This is a genomic window from Dictyobacter sp. Z7_2, from assembly GCF_057551105.1.
This window is the reverse complement of record NZ_BAAJPE010000002.1, coordinates 4,301,168-4,319,624: the sequence shown is the minus strand read 5'-3', so window position 1 is coordinate 4,319,624 and position 18,457 is coordinate 4,301,168. Positions and strand designations below refer to the sequence as shown.

Genomic DNA, 18,457 nt, shown 5'->3' with positions numbered 1-18,457 from the left:
TAAGCTAAAACATAATTAAAAAGCTTTACATAGAAGTTTTAGCAGTTAACAAAAAGACAGCACGATGGTAGACTCGTATGGAACATAGACAAATATGGATGCATCAGTGGACAAAACAAGCACAGCCAAAACTCTTGCACCCACGGTGGGTAGAATAGATTACGAGATGATGTGGCATTTCTCAACATTGCACAGCTTGGCGTGGCGTGACTCAAAGAAGCATAACGGCACTGGAAACTGGTGGGGATTCATCAACCTCCACATCCATGAGCAACAGGTCAAACCCGTTTCGTCAGACGGAACGCGGTCGCTGCTACAGTTTCCAGCGAGAAGCCCACGAGCTTGCCTGCAATACGCAGGAAAATGTATCACAATGGGTGGCGTCACTCGGTGAGCCTGCATGCTTCCTATCCCACGGCGCTAATGGCCGATGCGTGTGGATAGAGGGATATGAACAATCGTGATGATTGTCCACTCTTGTCCTACTTTTGAGAAACGGTACATAAATTATGACAAAAATGGGAATTACAATGTATGGGTGCGAGCACGACGAAACCGCTTTGTTCCAGGAGATAGCGCCTCGCTTTGACGTGATGCCAACGATTACAGCGGCACCGGTATCTGAAGCCAATATTGAACTGGCGTGTGAGAATCGATGCATCAGCGTCAATCATAAAACTCACATTACACATTCCATTCTTCGTGCACTGAGACAGTCTGGCGTAACATATATCTCCACAAGAAGTTCTGGATATAATCATATTGACGTAGATTTCGCGCGAAGCGTTGGCATTACAGTTGAAAATGTGGTATATTCGCCCGATAGTGTGGCTGATTACACACTGATGCTGATGCTGATGGTGCTGCGAAATGCAAAATCCATTCTCAGCCGTGTAGAGATGCACGATTTCAGATTGAGTGACGTACGAGGAAAAGAATTACGCGACATGACCATTGGAGTAGTTGGAACAGGACGCATTGGCGCAGCAGTGATGGATCGTCTGCGGTGCTTTGGCTGCCACGTCTTAGCCTATGATCATTGTCCCAAAACCTCTGCCAATTACGTTCCTCTTGATGTATTGTTACACCAGAGCGATATTGTCACGCTTCATACACCATTGAACGTGGAGACAAACCATCTCTTGAATCGTCAACGTATCGAGCAGATGAAGCACGGCGCAGTCATTATCAATACTGGACGCGGTTCACTGATTGATACCGAGGCTCTTCTTCCAGCGTTGGAAAGCGGCAGATTAGGCGGTGCGGCGTTGGATGTCCTCGAAGGTGAGGATGGAATATTTTACGCGGACTACAGAAACAAACCCATCGCAAGCCAATCATTGCTACGGTTACAAAAATTACCGCAAGTGATTATTACCCCGCACACTGCCTATTATACAGATCACGCCCTGAGAGATACTGTTGAAAATACGATTATTAATTGCCTGAAATTTGCAAGGAGAACATAACGTGGATAAGTTGAAACTGGCCATCATATTTGGAGGCATTTCCGAAGAACATCCCATCTCCATTAAATCTGCGCAAGAGGTCGCCAAACACCTCGACACCGAGAAGTTTGAGCCTTTCTATATAGGAATTACCAAGAGCGGTATCTGGAAGTTGTGTGACGGCCCTGACGCAGATTGGGAAAATAACAATAGCCGTCCGGCGGTACTGTCCCCGGATAGAAGCGTCCACGGATTGCTCGTGCTGGAAGACGGAGCATATAAAACGATCCGTTTAGATGTGGTACTTCCCGTTCTGCATGGCAAACTCGGCGAGGATGGTGCGATGCAGGGTTTGTTAGAGCTCTCCGGCATCCCCTATGTAGGCTGCGATATCCAAAGTTCTGCTCTGTGCATGGACAAATCCCTTGCGTATCTCGTCGTGAGAAGTGCGGGCATTACCACGCCGAATTTCTGGATTGTCACAGCGGATACGGATATTGAGACGTTACAACTCCCTTATCCTGTCGTGGTAAAGCCAGCCCGTTCGGGCTCATCTTTCGGCGTCAGCAAGATATCGAACAAAGAAGAACTGCTGAGCGCGTTGGAAACCGCAAGAGAGTTTGACACGAAGATATTGATCGAAGAAGCTATCGTCGGCAGCGAGGTGGGATGTGCGATATTAGGGAACGGTTCTGATTTAACCGTCGGCGAGGTCGATCAAATTCGTCTCTCTCATGGCTTCTTCAGAATCCATCAGGAGAATAGACCCGAAGCCGGTTCCGAAAACTCAACAGTCATCGTTCCCGCCGATATTTCGCCCGAGGCACGCTCGCTCGTTCAGCAGACAGCAAAAACCATCTATAGCGCCCTGGGATGCGGGGGAATTGCACGGGTGGATATGTTCCTGAAGGAAGATGGAAAGGTCGTACTTAACGAGGTCAATACGTTGCCCGGTATGACTTCATACAGCCGTTATCCACGCATGATGGCGGGCGCAGGAATGCCATTTGCCGAAATGCTCGACCGGATAATCTCGTTGGCAGTGACCGAAAAAGTCCGCTAAACACTGCAACCTGATCGCAGCAGGGAAAGCTATAGGAAAGCTGATAGCAATTTCCTCTCGTTTATTTCTCTCGCTTAGAGGTAGGTATCGAAAAAGGTATCGACGTTGAGGATATAATCGCGTGGGTCGACGGCAAAGGACTGAGCATGTCTGGCGCCGGGGACGACCCACGCTTGTTTGGGATCTCCTGCGTGCCGATATAAATCCTCCATGCCGGCCAGAGGTGTCTGTGTGTCGTTGTCGCCATTAATGAAGAAGATGGCAGTATGTCCGGCAAGTTGATGAACGACGTCAACGGGTCGCGCCAGCGTGATGTCGACGCCGTAGGCCGCTGCGACGGCTTTGCGATCGGCCGCTCGTACTTGATCGTTGGGGACATCTCCAGGGACGCGAGTGGCGTCTTCGGGGCAGCTCTCGGCGACGACCGCCGAGATGTCCGTGCTATGCGCGGCCGCCAGGACAGCGGCGGTCGCTCCCATCGAGAGTCCAAGGACGCCGATCTTGTTATTGGCGGTGTCGGGATAGACGTGCAGAAATGAGATCGCCGCCAGAATGTCCTCCGACTCAACCATGCCCAGCGTCGACATAATCCCCTGGCTATGACCGTAACTCTGAAAATCAAAGAGCATAACGCTATATCTGTGTTTGAACAGGAAGGCTGCTCGCTCAAGCATGTCGACGCGATTGCCGGGGGTGCCGTGATTCAGGATGATGACGGGCGCTTGCCGCGAGTAGATTGCTATCCAGCCCGAGAGCAGATTGCCACGCTGATTGAAAAATGAGATGTCTCTCACCGGTATCTCATGCACGTCTCTGGCTGCGGGAATATCTGGGCCGGGTCCGGGTCGCAAGCCATCGGTGAGTTGAAAAAGGTCGGATTGGACTGAATCGTTCAGGGTCGAGGATTGGCTGGTGTTTTTGATCCCGGCGGAGATAAGCTGGCCTGCTTTCATCGCTCGCGCATTTTGCTGAGCTGCATGCAGTAACGTATCCGTAGCGCTGTTGGCTGGCGAGATATCGACGGCGTAGATACACCAGAGCAGCGATACGACAAATACAAGTACGATACTTATCAGGAATGAGCGTACAAATGATGATCTACACATACAACCCTCTCCACCAATAAAAGACCATCCCTTTTTCCAATTTCAGGCAAAATCGTTAAAATTTCAGACAAAATCGCTCAAAGGCAGCCTTTACTTGTTGATATGTCTCTTCAGACGTTCCATCATTTTGAATTACTTCATCGACCAATGATAATTTATCAGCAATAGCAGGCTGGGACTTTAAGCGCAGTTGCGCCTCTTCCTTGCTCAGCTGATTTCTGTCCATCAGTCGCTGCAATTGATGCTCCTCGGAGCAGACGATCAACCAGATACTCTGACACAAGATCGCCGATCCTCCTTCGAGCAGCTTGACCGCGTCGATCACGGCAGTGCCAGCAGCGCTGACTAACGCCAGTTCGGCACGCACAGCTGCGGCGACGGCCGGATGGGCAATGGCCTCAAGCTTGCGCAGTGCCTCTGCATCGCTAAAGACAATCGCGCCCAGTGCCTGCCGATTGACACTACCATCCTCAGCCAGAACCTTCTTGCCAAAGGCAGAACCAACTCCCTGTGCGACCGGCTGTCCCGGCTCGTAGAGGCGATGGACCAGTGCATCCGCATCAATATAGCGCTCGGCCCCCAGGCTCAAAAGCATCTTGCCCACCGATGTTTTTCCACAGGCGATGTTCCCTGTGATGCCAAGAATACGCAAATCTTACCTCCAACCAGGCATCCTTTGATTAGCTCACGCACAATATAGCCCATCAGCCCTGCCACAACAACTATCATCAAGTCTATTGTATCAAGGACCGCAAGTTCCATAACAACAAAAATCATGTCCCATCTTATCTTCGCACAGCATCCGAGAGAGACCTCCATGCGACAGCACGCGGACAAAGGACAAAAGTCCTCATCTTTTTCCTACAATTCTCCCTGATGGTGTATACTTGACGTTGTGGTATATCAAAATTCTGTTGGTTCATAAGCGCACAAATTTATATAATTAGCGAAAATTTCTTACTCAGGTCTAATCTTTATCGAAACGGAAACTACTGCAACAGCAGGCTATCTGTCTCATCCTTAGCAACAAATTGTCCATAAAGCGGCGTTGCTGTGCGTATAAAAAATAGCAAGTACTGCAACACACAGCTTTTTATGACCCGGCTCATTTCGTTGTGCACTGTATATTGACTTTATCCTCAGAGCAGATGTGACGAGAAAAAGAAACAATTCGATATACCACTCATACCCACATGCATTCAGAAGATGTGGCGCTCAAGCAAAAGCGTGGAGACAACACTCATGGCGAGGAAGGTGCTGCGGCACCATTCTCATCTGGATGCAAGGAAATATGAATCAAAACTGGAAGGAACAACATGTATTCTGGAGAGTTGACGAGAACGCCACCACAGAAAGCGTTACCACGGCATCTCGGTCTCATTGTAGGCGTGAACCAATATCAGGATAGAACGTTTTGCCCACTACAGTTTGCAGAAAACGATGCACGCGCACTCGCTCAATGGTTGGTAAATAACAAAGGGGGCAAATGGTCGCCGCCAGATGTGCAGCTCGTACAGGGACAACATGCAACCCGAGAGCTTATAGAGTCTCTAATCACCCAAATATGCATTCAGAAAGCCGAAGAAGGCGACTCGATCCTGCTCTACTTCGCAGGCCATACCTTTATTGATGAACGTTCGGGCGAAGGATATCTCGCGTTTACCAATTCGCAGTATCAAGATCTGACAACCTGCCTGAGCCTGCTTTCCCTGGCTCAGCATGTTTTGACACGCAGCCGTGCCTCACAGATTCTGTGCATCTTTGATTGTTTCCAGACCGGGCAGATGTGGAGTATGCGCCGGACCTCACCCTATGATTCCAAGCCCCTGCTGGGTACATCGGTCCTCAATATTTTACAGACGCAGGCCAATCGGCTCTTTATGTGTTCATGTCGCGGCAATGACCGCGTCCCAGAGACCGGAGAGCGCGGCATTGGACAACTGGTACATAGTATGGTGCTTGGCCTCTGCGGCCCCGCCATCGATCAGGCCACAGGCTCCGTCACATTAACCAAGCTCCATGCCTATCTCTTTAGCACACTGGATGACCAACATCGACCGCAGCTCTTCGGACAACAGCAGATGCCATTTCTGCTGGTCGGAGATCTACCTGATACAACGCCCGAGGTCCAGAGCCAGATGTCTAATCCGACGGCAGGCCCGGCCTGGATGCCGCCCGCAGGACCATCAACGACGGGATTGCTCAAGCAAAATATTCCCAACGCTGGCATGGCAGCAGCCGTTGCCTCATCCACACCAGCGCCCGCGGGTCTGGATAATAGTCAGGCAGCCGCACTGGATCAGCGCAATCAGCAGCTCATCGCGCAGGCCCAAAAGCTCTTCGATGCCAAAAACTATGGAGAGTCATTCAATCTAACCGAGCAAGTGCTCCAGAACAGCCCCAACGACCTATCCGCCCTGATCTTAAAAGGACAACTTCTCGGTACCGCCGCACGTTATCCCGAAGCTCAGAGCACGATTGAGCATATTTTGCAGCTCGATCCCAATAATTCCATGGGCTGGAGCATGCGAGCGGTCGTGCTGAGTAATCTGGGCCAGTTCCAGATGGCGCTAGAAGCTATCGAGCGCTCGCTGGAGCTTGATCCACAAAACCCTGAGACGTACGCGATCAAAAATAATATCATGGGGAGCCTTGCGATGTCGCAAAGTCAGGCACAAAACATTCCAGTAGCGCAGCAGCGCTCTTCAGCAGCGCCGCCGACGAGCTTCGGACGCGCATTCCTGGCCGGGGCAGGATTAAGTATCCTTGGCATTCTACTGGGGATCGTGGGATTCGCTCTGGTGATCTTTGTCGCCAGCATTCCCTATGTCGGTCTCTTTGTCGGCAGCATTGGATTAGCAGTCCTGTGTGTCAGCGCAGCTCGTGGATCTTTTAGAAATGGCTTCGCCGTCCTACTGGAGGTCGCGATCTTCAGCCTGATCATCGCGGGCATCCTGGGGATCAGCGCCAAGTTTGAAAGCAACACCCTGCTCAATCAGCTGAGTATACGGCCCTCATTGTTTCAGCCACTGATCTTTGTCGGAGCATGGTTAATTGCAGCCGCCAGTATCCCATTCGTCCTGGCCCTGCTGGGCTTCTTGATTGGTTTTCCCGTACGCATGCGTAGCAGAAAAAAATAGGTTTGCAACAAAAAATGAGCAGGTGCGACCTCGCTACCTGCTCATTTTTGATTGGCCACGCGTTAACTAACCATGTCGGCAAGAAGTTCCCATTCAGCAACGAGTTCGTCAACGCGAGCCTTTGCCTGCTCATATTCACTCGATAGCTGCGTCAATTGTGCGCCGTCACCCTGAAGCGCAGCCTGCGAGAGCGCCTCTTCGAGGGCTTTAACCTGCGCCTCAGCTTTCTCTACGTCACGCTCAACCGCCTCGATGGTTCTGACCTTTTCTTTGCCCGCTTTTTTATTGTTGGATTTGTTGTTGCTACTGCTCTGCTTTTTGACAGGCTGGGCCTTGGCGGATGATGTGCCCTGGGCGCCTGACATCTGAATCTGCAGGCGGCGTGTACGATATTCGGTATAGTTCCCCTGATAGGCCGTCAGGGTTCCCTGCTCGATCTCCCAGATCATCGTGGCCAGACTGTCAATGAAGTAGCGGTCGTGCGAGACAAAGAGCAGTGTGCCATCGAACTCGCTGAGCACTTCTTCAAGAAACTGACGCGATTGCAGATCAAGATGGTTTGTCGGCTCGTCGAGGATCAGGAAATTGGAACCCTGCAAGGTCAGCTTGGCGAGAGCCACACGGCTCCGCTCACCACCGCTCAATGTCCCGACCTCCTTAAAGACGTCGTCGCCGGAGAAGAGGAAGCGGGCCAGAAAACTCCGGGCACCTTCTTCGCTCAAAGCACTCACCTGACGAATCTCGTCCACAATGCTGCGCTCCATATTCAATCCCGAGTGCGTCTGCGAGTAGTAACCAACGCGCACACTATTCCCGATGTTGATATGCCCTTTTAAGGTCGGTAACTCGCCAATCAGAGTCCGCAACAGCGTCGTCTTACCTGCTCCATTGGGTCCAAGCAAGCCAACGCGATCGCCGCGCAGCAGATTGAGATCATTGATACGAACCAGCGTTTTATCTTCGGCTCCCGACTGCTTATACCCAACCGACAGGCCATGCGTGGAGACGACAATGGTTCCGCTATCAATCACCGGAGCAAACTCAAAATTCAGCTCGGGCATATTCTGCGGCCGCTCAACCCGATCCATACGATTGAGCAGCGTCTGACGTCCACGAGCCTCGCGGCTCCGCTGTCCCGCCTTGTAGCGACGGATAAATTCTTCTGTATGCGCGATATAGGCCTGTTGAGCCTCATATTCGCGCTGGCGTCGCTCCATGCGCTCCTCGCGTAAAGAGAGATATTTGGTGTAGTTGCCTGGATACTCTTCGATGCGTCCAAAGGCCAGTTCGATGGTGCGTGTGACAACCTTATCCAGGAAATAACGATCGTGTGCCACGATTACCATCGCACCAGACCAGGACGAGAGATAGCCCTCAAGCCATTCCAGCGTGGCGAGATCCAGATGGTTCGTCGGCTCGTCCAGCAGCAATACTTCGGGTTCCTGTAGCAACAACTTGCCCAGAGCCGCCCGCGTCTGTTGTCCACCGCTCAACTGCATGACAGGAGCGCCCTGCTGCTCGCGTGTAAACTCAAGGCCGTCCAGCACCTGATCCACGCGATGCTCGTAGGTATAGCCACCAGCATGCTCATAACGCGACTGTAACTGATCATAGCGCTTCAACACCGCCTCATAGCGAGCATCGTCTCCTTGCACCGACGACATCTCCGAGGTCAGTTCACCAAGCTCCTGCTCCCACTGGCGCAGATGCGCAAAGACCGCCAGCATCTCCTGACGCAACGTATGCTGTGGATTGAAATCGGTTACCTGTGTCAGATAGCCCAGACGCGTGTTGCGTGCCAGAGCGATCGAGCCCTCATCAGGCTCCTCGCGACGTGCGAGAATATTAAGGAGGGTTGACTTCCCCGCTCCGTTAGGTCCCACCAGGCCGATACGATCCTGCGCCTCGATTTGAAATTGGATGCCCGCAAAGATACGTTCCGCGCCAAAAGATTTTCCAAGATTGATCACACTTACAACTGGCATAACACTCTTCCTGAGATTTCAAACGAGCATTCTCATTGCACAAATAATTTTAGCAAGCGTAACATACCAATACATCTGACGCAAGAGGCCACCTGACAGGCGTACGAGAAAGCTCTAACTCTCTCTATTTTATCACGACCTGACCATGAGGGAGAACCAGGCATGCCAGGCAAGAAGGCAAAACAAAAAGAAAAGGTAATTGGAATACTGGTTAAGAAATTTTATCATGTCTTATCTACAAGTACCAATTGCAGGGATTTGCTTGAAAGTAGCTGCATCAACATGTATCGTTATAATTAGCACTGAGCACGGGTAGTGCTCTTTCCCATAGCGATAAAAGGACAGGTGATTAAAGGGGATTTTTTTACATGATGAATGCCATGCAGGATGACTTTCAGATGAATCCTGATGCCGGAGATAATTGGGATGCATTTGAGCAAAGAGAAAATTGGCAATTAGTCCCTCCTATTGTGACAGGAGGAAATATACCAGTCGTACGAGGGAATAAACCTCAACAAGCGGGGGCGGTCGCGCCTCAGGGAATGGCTGATGCAGGTCAGGAATCAGCATCGTTGTTTAACGTCAATTTCATGGGTGCTGACCAGAATTGGTACAGTATCAGCGCACGCGTACAACGACCCCCACAACAAACCACATCACAGGCTGCGATGTATGTAACCGGACGCGAAGAGAGAACGTCCAAGCAGACAAAGTCGTCACCAATGCAGGCGCTTCCAACCTGGAGCGGGACCGAGGCACCTCAAGAGAGAGTGCAACGACAACAACCACTGGCCTTCCCTGCGCAATCCACGCTCAACCCTGCGTGGAGTCAAAGCTATAATCCAGCCCTCATCAATCCAGCATATCCAAACGCCCAGTCATTCGAACAACAGCTCAGCTCAGCAGCCAGAGAGAGTAAAGCAGCAAAAGATGATGATGGTGATGAGGTGGACCAGGGCTTCCTGTTACAGATCATTCAGCCAAGTCTGGTCGGACTGATGGACGGTTCAGTCTCGACACTGGCACCTATCTTCGCCGTAGCGTTCGCCACACATCAACCATTCACCGCATTTGTGGTTGGAATGGCTTCGGCTCTGGGAGCCGGCATCAGTATGGCCTTTGCAGAAGGGCTCTCCGATGATGGTGATATCACGGGTCGCGGAAATCCTCTGATTCGTGGAGGCGTCACCGGCCTGATGACATTTCTCAGTGGAGCTGGACACGCATTGCCATTCCTGATTCCCAACCTGAATCTGGCTCTCACAATGGCGTATGTTGTCGTCGGAGTTGAACTCTTCGCAATCGCCGCCATTCGCTATAAATACTTTAAGACCAAACTGTGGCTCTCACTGGTGCAAGTTGTAGGAGGCGGGCTGCTCGTATTTCTCGTCGCCTTAATACTTGGAAACGCCTAAAAGGGCCTGTCCCACTTCCCATCGAGTTACTAAGCTAGCGTGATATCACGCTAGCCGGGATAATTGTGTCTCTTTCCTCTTGACAAGAGATATTAGGTAGTGCTAATATCCGACTATGCGAGTAGGATATTGATAGGTTAGAGATAAAAGAAATCTTTTCTGACCCGATAAACGATCGCAGAATCATCAAAGATATAAAAGCAAAGTTATTTCACTGACGTTATCTTGTTTCAATCGCCTCAAGCAGACCAAGCAGCAGACCTCAGCTTGAGGGGATATGCATACGAAAGCCGAAAAGGTCAAGTGTGATTGTACAGAGGAAGGATGTTTGATATGGCCACTGATAGCGCTGTAAAGCAAAGAAGGACGCGCAAAATGCAGCCGCTCACGATCATAGGTCTCGTGATCGGTGCGCTTCTGGTTGCAGCTGTGATAATCTGGCAAGCCATTACCGCAGCCGGGAGTCCTGATCCGACACTACCACATACAAGTACTACCGTGGCAGTGCTGGATATTGCAGTCCTGGTATTCCGTGAGGGACTGGAATGCGTGCTGGTGCTTTCAGCGATTACAGCCGGTCTGATGGGGACCAATCAGTCATATCGCCGTCCGATCAGCATAGGTGCGGGCTTCGGCTTCATCGCCACACTCATCACCTGGTTTATCGCCATCACAATCATCAATGCATTGACCCAAAGCGTCTCGGCCCTCGCCATTCAGGCCTGGACGGGATTGCTCGCCATCGTCGTCCTGCTCGTCGTCATGAACTGGTTCTTCCATAAAATCTACTGGACTGGCTGGATATCTTTTCAAAATCGCAAAAAGCGTAGCCTGCTCCAAGACTCCAAAGATCCAGAGGCGTCAAAGAGAAGTATCCTCCTGGGACTGGGAATGCTCGGCTTCACCTCCTTCTATCGAGAAGGCTTCGAAGTCGTCTTGTTCCTGCAAAGCTATCGCTTACAGATGGGAGGGATGGTCGTCTTTTATGGAGCACTGCTCGGCGCGATCTTTGCTGGCGTCGTAGCGCTCCTGACCTTTGTGGGACATCAGCACCTGCCCTATAAGAAAATGCTCATTCTGACAGGCGTCCTGCTGGCAGCCGTCCTGGTTGTCATGGTTGGCGAACAGATCAACGAGATGCAACTGGCTGGCTGGATTGGTACGACCAATATTAGTTGGCTGCAATGGCTACCTGATTGGGCTGGCTTATGGTTCTCAATCTTCCCCAACGTCGAGACCATCGTGGCCCAAAGCGTCGCAGTTATCCTGGTGCTGGGATCGTATGTAGTGGCGCGCTACCAGGCGGTCGCGCTCCCAAAGAAAAGTGGTCAAGAACCTTTCAAACTGCGTGAAGCTCCTCCCACAACTGAGGGCAAGGTAGCCGTAGAGACAAATGGGGACTGACACAGGCAGAAGGAGCGCAATGAGAGGGGTTCAGGGTAGAGAGGAAGCCCTTCTCACAGAAACTCATACAACCTCTTATCCTCTTAGTACCACCGAATGGTCCTGAACAGAAAAAAACAGCGTTTATGGACGTGGATAGAGAGTAAGAGCGGATTATCTTTAGAGAGAGAAAAGCTCAATGAATGCCTTCCTCACAACGAAGACATTCAGTGCACCGGACGAACGGATTCGATTGGCGAGATCCGAAAAAAGAAAAAGAAGGATAGATGCACGCATATGAGCATTGTTGAGATTGAACGCATTACAACGGAACGTACAATGAACCAAAAAATCCATTCGATCGACCAGCTGCTGCAAGAACAGCAAGCGCCGGTCTTCAACACGATCAAGCAGAGGCGGAGCGTCGGGCAGTTAACCGATCAAGAGCCGTCACGAGCACAGATCGAGCGTATGCTGGAAGCAGCAACGTATGCTCCAAGCCATCATGTCACAGAGCCATGGCATTTCTACGTAATCACGGGAGCCGCTCGCGAGGAGTTAGGTGCTCTGATGGCGGCCTCGCTTCGGCCCACCCTCAAAGATCTCTCCCCTGAAAAAATGCAGCTCAGATTATGGAAAGAACGCAATAAGCCACTCAGGGCACCAGTAATTATCACGATTGCGATCAAGGAGATACAGGAGATCGAGGGGATGCTGGTAGAGAATATCGAGGCTGCGGCTGCCGCCGCCCAGAATATGCTCATCACAGCCGAGGAGATGGGACTGGCAACGTTGTGGCGTACGGGCGATAGCGCTTACGATCCTCTGGTCAAGCGCTGGTTCGGGCTCGGTAACGATGACCATATCGTTGGCTTTATTTATGTCGGCTATCCCAAAGTGATACGTCAGATGCGCACGCCAACGCACTTCTCAGAAAAAACGACCTGGCTCTCATAAAAATATCTATCGCGTTCCGTTGCAACCAGGAAATGCTCTCAGCTGTGAAATAAGTTGGAGCATTTCCTTTCGTCAGAAGATCAAGACAGTCACATCAGCACACTGGCGAACCAATAATGCACACTTGATAAAAAGTCATGATACATGAAATATTTTCTGCGCCAGGAAGGAAAAATACTTATGACAGTATGTCATCCTGCGCATGTTCGCCCTGTTCTGCATTCTCAACGATATCGCCTTCACGAAACAGCACGTGCTGAGCAGCCACACGCCACAACTGATGGCGACGGAGGAGAAACTCAAGATCCATGGAGAAGTGCAAACATTCTTCAGCCTGCGCATGCAGTATAATTTTCTTCGCTTCAGGGTCCTGTTCCAGTGAGAGGCGTTGCTCATACCATCCAATAGCTTCACACTCTTCCTGGAGTGAAGTAATCATACGAGCAAAGGTACGAACCTCTTGCGACAACTCATTGGCAGGCTCATGATACTGTCCAAGTCCCATTTCAAAATCCTTTCAAGAAATGCTAAAAAAACAACAGTAGTTGAGATTATTAACTATACTTGCTCCAATGAGTTTCGCACAACAAACAATAGCAATTTTAGTCATATTGTCCCATTATATGTCACCAAAAAGCACAAAATCACACCCTGGTCATACGTGTTAAAATGGTAGATAAATGGTTCAGTTTAGAAGGGTTTGACATGTTCAAATTTGGCATTGAACACGAGGTAGCGTTTCTCGATCAAAAGGATCAGTTCACCGATTTTACGACGGCATCATTTGAGGAGTTCAAACAGATTGTCGCTCGACTCCCCAGCTATGAAAGCGATGCAGCCCAATTAGTGATCGGCGATGCGGGTATTCGTGTCAAGCGCTGGTATATGGAAGGTGTGGAACGCTTTGATCCTGAAGGGAACCTGCTCACCTGCCTCATCAAGGGGCTGGAGATCCGTACCGCGCCGCACGACACCATCATGGGAGCCATCAACGAGCTTACGAGCAGCTTCCAGATCCTCTCCTCCGAAGTAGCAGCAGAAGGACTCACACCGGTCTTAACAAGCTTTCATCCTTACCAGACAGAATTCATCCCCGATCCGCCCCTGAATGCCTACGAGGAAAAGCTCTTGCAGCTTTCACCAGAAGACCTATCAGCATTTCTGGCCATGCTCACCTATGGTCCCGACCTCAGTATCTCGCACTCAGGATTGGATACTAACACGTTGATCGATATTGGACGCAAATTTACTCACTATAGCCCCTACATTGTCCCCTTTACCTTCAGCTCGCCATTCTACGCCGGCAAGCTCTGGGATGGCTTATCGGTACGCACATTTCTACGCACCGGACTACGTCCCGCCGCACTGGTATTTCTGGAGCATCACTCCGAACTCGTCGCCAGCAATCCCTCGCACACCAAACTGGCCCGCATCCCGGCCGAAGTGGGGCGCATCGAGTTTAAAGCCTTCGATAGCTGTGATAACTTCTTGATCTATGCCGCTCTGCTGGCCCTCCTGAAGGGACTTATCCTCGACACCACCCTGACAGGACGCGCTACCGTCCCCGATACTGCCCTGCATAAGCTCTCAGCACGCCAGGGCTTCTCAAACGCGCAGATCGCCGAGACCGCGCAGCAGGTCCTGCACGCTGCTGAAGCCGCTCTGAGCGACGATGATGACCTTGGGCTGCTTGCTCCACTACGTACGATGCTGACCACCGGAGAGATGCCTGTCAACAAACAGATCGCGACATTCCAGGCCACCGGATCGATCGAGAAAACGCTGCGCCAAACATATCGGTGAGGGCCATTCCTCTCCGAGATGGAAAATGTTGGCTGGACAGATGCAATATGATATACTTAATTAACAAATCCTTCTGTTGAGAGAAAGGATCCGAAGTGGCGAAAGAGCAGTCTCTGGATAATTTGTGGTTGGCACAGATACTTTTCGACCTTGGTGGCGTCCAATTTGGGAACTTTACGGTGAGCGAATCAACGGTAAGTTCTCCAATTTTCGTAAATCCAAAAGTCTTGATCAGTAACCCAACCGCCCTGCGTGTTGCCAGCAAGCTGATGCAACAAGAAATTGATTTAGCACAATCATTACGTCGTCCGCGTGTTCATCCCTTTTCACTTGTGGCAGGGGTGCCGGTCGGAGGGCTTTTACTGGCAACCGCCTATTCCCTGGAAACAAATATTCCTCTTATCTATGCGCGTAGCCGTCCCGAAGGAACTGGCAAACGTGGCGTGGAAGGACACTTTGTGGCAGGTGATACGGCGATTATTATTGACGATCTGATCACACGCGGAAGCAGTATTATTGAAACAGCTTCGCTTCTCGAAGAGAATGGCGTGAAAGTCAAGGATGTCATTGTTCTGATTGACCGTGAACATGGTGCAGCCGAGCGCCTGCATCGTCAAGGGTTTAATCTGATCAGCATCTTAAAGCTCGATGTGATGCTCACCCACTATGCGTCGCGCGGTCTGATCACTGATGAGACCTATCGCGCATGCACTGAGTATTTACGCAGCAAACAAGGGGATTCCCCCACCGGTTCGCTCGGGTTCTAACAACACCCGAGCCAGAGGAGCGGATATAATCTTCGATGAAGGTTATATCCGCTTCTTTGCTTAAAAGTACATCATGACTCATGCATCAATACATCTCCGAGAGGATGGGTAGAATATCCTTTCGCTTACAGTGCAAATGCTTGCCGACGTAGCGGCGCGGCAATTCGCTTGATCGCGACGTACCGCCGTGCTGTCACTGGACGCACGAAAACGTCCCACCGTGGGAAGATCGCTCAATGGACCCCCATGAGGAGCGTGATCGTACGAGTCACAGACAGCACGGCGGTACGTCGCGATCAAGCGAATTGCCGCGCCGCTACGTCGGTGGGCATTTCACCCCATTGGGATGCGCGACTCCAACGCCACATCGCAGCCATGACCTTTGACCGAGCGCTATTTTGCTTTTGCCGTTGAAGGAGTGTCCCAGCGGACAGGTAGGCCTTCCATTTGCATGATGCGCAAAGCGTTACGTGTCGGACTAGGTCCGCTACGCAGTCGATACTCGAAGACCATCTTCCCTTTGATGACGTCTTCTCGGAAGTGATAATTTTTGATGATGGGGAAACTTTCTGAGAGCGTTACGAGTTCCAGATCGTGGGTGGTGATGGCTCCAATACACTGCTTTTCCACCAGGGCACGCATATAAGCCTCACTTCCAATCAAGCGCTCATAATTGTTGGTGCCCTTAAAGATCTCGTCGATCAGGAAGAAGACGGGATAAATGGGACCCGCCTTGAGGCGATCCAGCAGTCCTTTGAGGCGGCGCACTTCCGCATAGAAATAAGAGTAGCCATCGGCCAGCGAGTCGGTCACGCGAATACAGCCGTAGAGCTCGAAGATTGAGGTGCGGAACGAGGTGGCGTTCACAACGCTTCCGGCGTAAGCCAAGCACATATTGATGCCCATCGTACGCAGAAAGGTACTCTTGCCAGACATATTTGAGCCGGTCAGCAGCAAGATCTCTCCCCCGGGCGCCATTTGAAAATCGTTAGCCACTTTACGCTCGTCCGAGATCAGTGGATGTCCCAACCCTTTCGCTTCAAAAGTGGATTGATCGCCTGTAACGATCTCGGGAAAGGTGTAGTCGGGATGCAGATAGGCAAAGTTGGCGAGCGAACTAGTCGCCTCAAGCTCATACCAGACATCTAACCACGTCGGCAGATGCTGCGCAATCTGATTTTTACAACGCTCCATCCGGTAAGCCACCACTGCTCCAATCGGAATCACGAGATTTACCAGCGGCATAGCAGCGATCGAATTGAGAGCCAGTAAGCCGTCAACACGGTTCAATAGAAGCGATGGCCTACTCTCGGCATGGGCAAAAAATGGCTCACAGAGTTGTCGCAGCTCCGAATTTTGGGGATAGCGATAGTGCTCCAGGTATTGAAAAATCTGCTTGAGCTGATCAAGTGCGGTCCGTGCCAACCTCACATCCTGCGACAGGATGCCCTGCTCCTTCTTGATGTTGAAGTACCAGACCACACACAGCGCCAGCGTGACCACATTGATCTCAACCGGCACGTGGATAATCAGGGTCAATAATAAAGAGAGACAAAAACAACATGACAAAACGATGGCCACAATCAAAGAGGAACGCTTCGGCTTGACTTCGGTACGATCCTCCAGCCATTCAAGCAGGCGATCGCCATCAACCGATGAGGTGCTGTAACGCGTCGCAAAGAGAGAATAGATCATTAACTTATCACGAAAACGCGTCATAGGGATCAGTTCGCGCACCAGAGCGCGTCGTGCCTCAATCGTCGGCAGATCAGGCTCAAGCTCAAGTAGCCAATCACGCAGGCGTAACATCCCCTCCTGAGAGACGCCAGTGTTCAAGAGGCGATGCAAAGATCGTTCTCCACTGATGTCAAGATCAAGCTCGTAGGGATGGTTCATCTCCATCTCTTCCTCCTCCTCACGCGGAGGGACAGGCGGCAGTTCAGCCCATTCGAGACGCAAACGCGCAATCTGTGCCTGAAGCAAACGTATCCAGACCTGATAACGTAGCACGCTCTGGTTCACGTTCGGCTGGACGCGTGCCAGAATAAAAAAACCAACACAGGTCGCCAGCAGGAAAATAAATCCCAACCAATGTACGGTCGCCAGACCAGCAACTGTCAGAAAAACACCAACCGCAACCACACTTAGGGTGCGGCCCTTATTCTTCTGATCCAGTTCCTCTAACTTCTTCAAACGACGACCAACACGCTCCAACTGTCGCTCGATTATCGCTTGTCGCGTAGACAGTGTCTTCATAGAAAAGTTCCAATCCTCGTAGGTACTTGACATCCGCTGCATATTTCGCAAGCAGAGAGAAATATGCCTCCCGCATTGTCTCACACAATACGCTCACATACAATTGAATCCCTGATCTTTTATAGGAGACCTGTCAGATGAAAGTGATCAGCACAGAAGAGCGGCACAGCAGAGATGATTTCTCCTGTGTGCCGCCGAGCTGGTCATCTTGCGCGTCGCACTGGCTAGTAAGAGATGGGGGTAACGTTTCCACAATCAATAGCATCGTAACCAACCTGAGTAGAGAGGTCCGTGCCATAGTGGATATTGATATACCATCCGGCAGGGGGTATCGCAGTGATCCCATTGATGGAAGTGGTGGCTGTAGCAACTCCTTTGTCGTTAGCCTTCAGTACACTGAGCGGATAGAGGACGGTACCAGGAGTCTGATATTCACAGCTGCCGGCATGAATATGCTCCATATGCTTCGATCCAGGTACCAGATGATAGACCGTGGTAGAGACAGTTAACGTATCGCCCTTCAAGGTGAGCAGCGCAACCCCATAGGCGCTCTGATTGGGCGCTGGCGTGAGACCCAATGTAGTCACAGCAGAATCCGCGTGCGATGGATTGATGATCGTTCCACAGGCCAGCGCCGCCGCCTGCTCAGGTGTCGCTAAGGTAGGACCAACGTGGACGTTGATATACCAACCCATCGCGGGAATACCATCTTTGACAGCGCGGATCTCCGTGGTGGAGACCGCATTGCCCGCCGCGTTAGCTATAACGCTGTTCAGAGGATAGATAATTGCACCATCGACAGCGCAATTGCCCGCGTGGATATGCGCCGGATGCACACTGTTCGCCTGCAAGCCCGATACATGCAAGGTAACCGTTAAGACATCCTGCGCCGGAGACCAGTTCAATTGGGCCGAGCCACGTGCAGTATGTTCAAGATACGCGGCACCTACCTGCTTCCCCATATCTGACGGAGGGCCAACCGCGTGCACAAGCGACGTCCCAGTCAGACTACTCAGAGACAGCAGCGAGATGATGAAAATCCCTAACAGGACAATCCTGGCAATCATAGCGATAATTCTCTGCATAAAAGACTCCTTAACGCTCAACAAGACACATCTATTGATAAAATGCCTC

At 51.1% G+C, this 18,457-nt stretch carries 15 protein-coding genes; 9 read left to right on the top strand and 6 right to left on the bottom strand.

The genetic code is table 11. The features are described from left to right. Window positions 1-509 precede the first annotated feature (509 nt). On the top strand, window positions 510-1,469 hold the full coding sequence (locus tag AC27N8_RS31510; RefSeq protein ID WP_487072979.1) for a D-isomer specific 2-hydroxyacid dehydrogenase family protein: 960 nt from the start codon (window positions 510-512) through the stop codon (window positions 1,467-1,469). A 1-nt stretch (window position 1,470) separates the two neighbouring features. Further along, window positions 1,471-2,511, top strand: a complete 1,041-nt coding sequence (vanA, locus tag AC27N8_RS31505) for a D-alanine--(R)-lactate ligase (protein ID WP_487072977.1) — start codon at window positions 1,471-1,473, stop codon at window positions 2,509-2,511. A 74-nt stretch (window positions 2,512-2,585) separates the two neighbouring features. Here the strand turns inward: vanA and AC27N8_RS31500 are convergent, their stop codons facing one another. Both AC27N8_RS31500 and coaE read right to left on the bottom strand, forming a co-directional pair. Beyond that, a complete protein-coding gene (locus tag AC27N8_RS31500) occupies window positions 2,586-3,617 on the bottom strand; it encodes an alpha/beta hydrolase (RefSeq protein WP_487072975.1) in 1,032 nt (343 codons plus the stop codon). 55 nt (window positions 3,618-3,672) lie between these two features. After that, window positions 3,673-4,269: a dephospho-CoA kinase gene (gene coaE, locus AC27N8_RS31495; RefSeq protein ID WP_487072973.1), complete on the bottom strand. Its 597-nt coding sequence runs from the start codon at window positions 4,267-4,269 to the stop codon at window positions 3,673-3,675. Between the two features lie 664 nt (window positions 4,270-4,933). Here coaE and AC27N8_RS31490 point away from each other — a divergent pair. Then, window positions 4,934-6,757, top strand: coding sequence for a tetratricopeptide repeat protein (locus tag AC27N8_RS31490; RefSeq protein ID WP_487072971.1), 1,824 nt, complete (start codon window positions 4,934-4,936; stop codon window positions 6,755-6,757). Between the two features lie 62 nt (window positions 6,758-6,819). On the opposite strand, the gene AC27N8_RS31485 is transcribed toward AC27N8_RS31490, so the two are convergent. Then, complete coding sequence (locus AC27N8_RS31485; protein ID WP_487072969.1) at window positions 6,820-8,742, bottom strand: ABC-F family ATP-binding cassette domain-containing protein; 1,923 nt, start codon at window positions 8,740-8,742, stop codon at window positions 6,820-6,822. Window positions 8,743-9,110: 368 nt separating this feature from the next. Between AC27N8_RS31485 and AC27N8_RS31480 the strand changes: the two genes are divergently transcribed. From AC27N8_RS31480 to AC27N8_RS31470, 3 genes are all read left to right on the top strand, one after another. Continuing rightward, the gene (locus tag AC27N8_RS31480) at window positions 9,111-10,157 is read left to right on the top strand and encodes a VIT1/CCC1 transporter family protein (RefSeq protein WP_487072967.1); all 1,047 of its coding nucleotides are present in this window, start codon (window positions 9,111-9,113) and stop codon (window positions 10,155-10,157) included. Between the two features lie 333 nt (window positions 10,158-10,490). After that, complete coding sequence (locus AC27N8_RS31475) at window positions 10,491-11,561, top strand: FTR1 family iron permease (RefSeq protein WP_487072965.1); 1,071 nt, start codon at window positions 10,491-10,493, stop codon at window positions 11,559-11,561. A gap of 276 nt (window positions 11,562-11,837) precedes the next feature. After that, on the top strand, window positions 11,838-12,497 hold the full coding sequence (locus AC27N8_RS31470) for a nitroreductase family protein (protein WP_487072963.1): 660 nt from the start codon (window positions 11,838-11,840) through the stop codon (window positions 12,495-12,497). A 178-nt stretch (window positions 12,498-12,675) separates the two neighbouring features. Here the strand turns inward: AC27N8_RS31470 and AC27N8_RS31465 are convergent, their stop codons facing one another. After that, entirely contained in the window at window positions 12,676-13,002 is a 327-nt protein-coding gene (locus tag AC27N8_RS31465) for a ferritin family protein (RefSeq protein WP_487072961.1), read from the bottom strand. Window positions 13,003-13,202: 200 nt separating this feature from the next. On the opposite strand from AC27N8_RS31465, the gene AC27N8_RS31460 reads away from it, so the two are divergent. The 3 genes from AC27N8_RS31460 (at window position 13,203) to AC27N8_RS31450 (ending at window position 15,453) form a co-directional block, all read left to right on the top strand. After that, complete coding sequence (locus AC27N8_RS31460; protein WP_487072959.1) at window positions 13,203-14,300, top strand: glutamate--cysteine ligase; 1,098 nt, start codon at window positions 13,203-13,205, stop codon at window positions 14,298-14,300. 95 nt (window positions 14,301-14,395) lie between these two features. Continuing rightward, window positions 14,396-15,067, top strand: a complete 672-nt coding sequence (locus tag AC27N8_RS31455) for an orotate phosphoribosyltransferase (RefSeq protein ID WP_487072957.1) — start codon at window positions 14,396-14,398, stop codon at window positions 15,065-15,067. 236 nt (window positions 15,068-15,303) lie between these two features. Beyond that, window positions 15,304-15,453 (top strand): hypothetical protein, encoded by a 150-nt coding sequence (locus AC27N8_RS31450; RefSeq protein ID WP_487072955.1) that lies wholly within the window; start codon window positions 15,304-15,306, stop codon window positions 15,451-15,453. 7 nt (window positions 15,454-15,460) lie between these two features. Here AC27N8_RS31450 and AC27N8_RS31445 read toward each other — a convergent pair whose 3' ends face one another. Together AC27N8_RS31445 and AC27N8_RS31440 are read right to left on the bottom strand one after the other, a co-directional pair. After that, window positions 15,461-17,323, bottom strand: a complete 1,863-nt coding sequence (locus AC27N8_RS31445; RefSeq protein ID WP_487072953.1) for a MutS family DNA mismatch repair protein — start codon at window positions 17,321-17,323, stop codon at window positions 15,461-15,463. Between the two features lie 224 nt (window positions 17,324-17,547). After that, window positions 17,548-18,408 carry a CHRD domain-containing protein gene (locus tag AC27N8_RS31440; protein WP_487072951.1) on the bottom strand — a complete coding sequence of 287 codons (861 nt, stop codon included), beginning with the start codon at window positions 18,406-18,408 and terminating at the stop codon, window positions 17,548-17,550. Window positions 18,409-18,457: the final 49 nt, after the last annotated feature.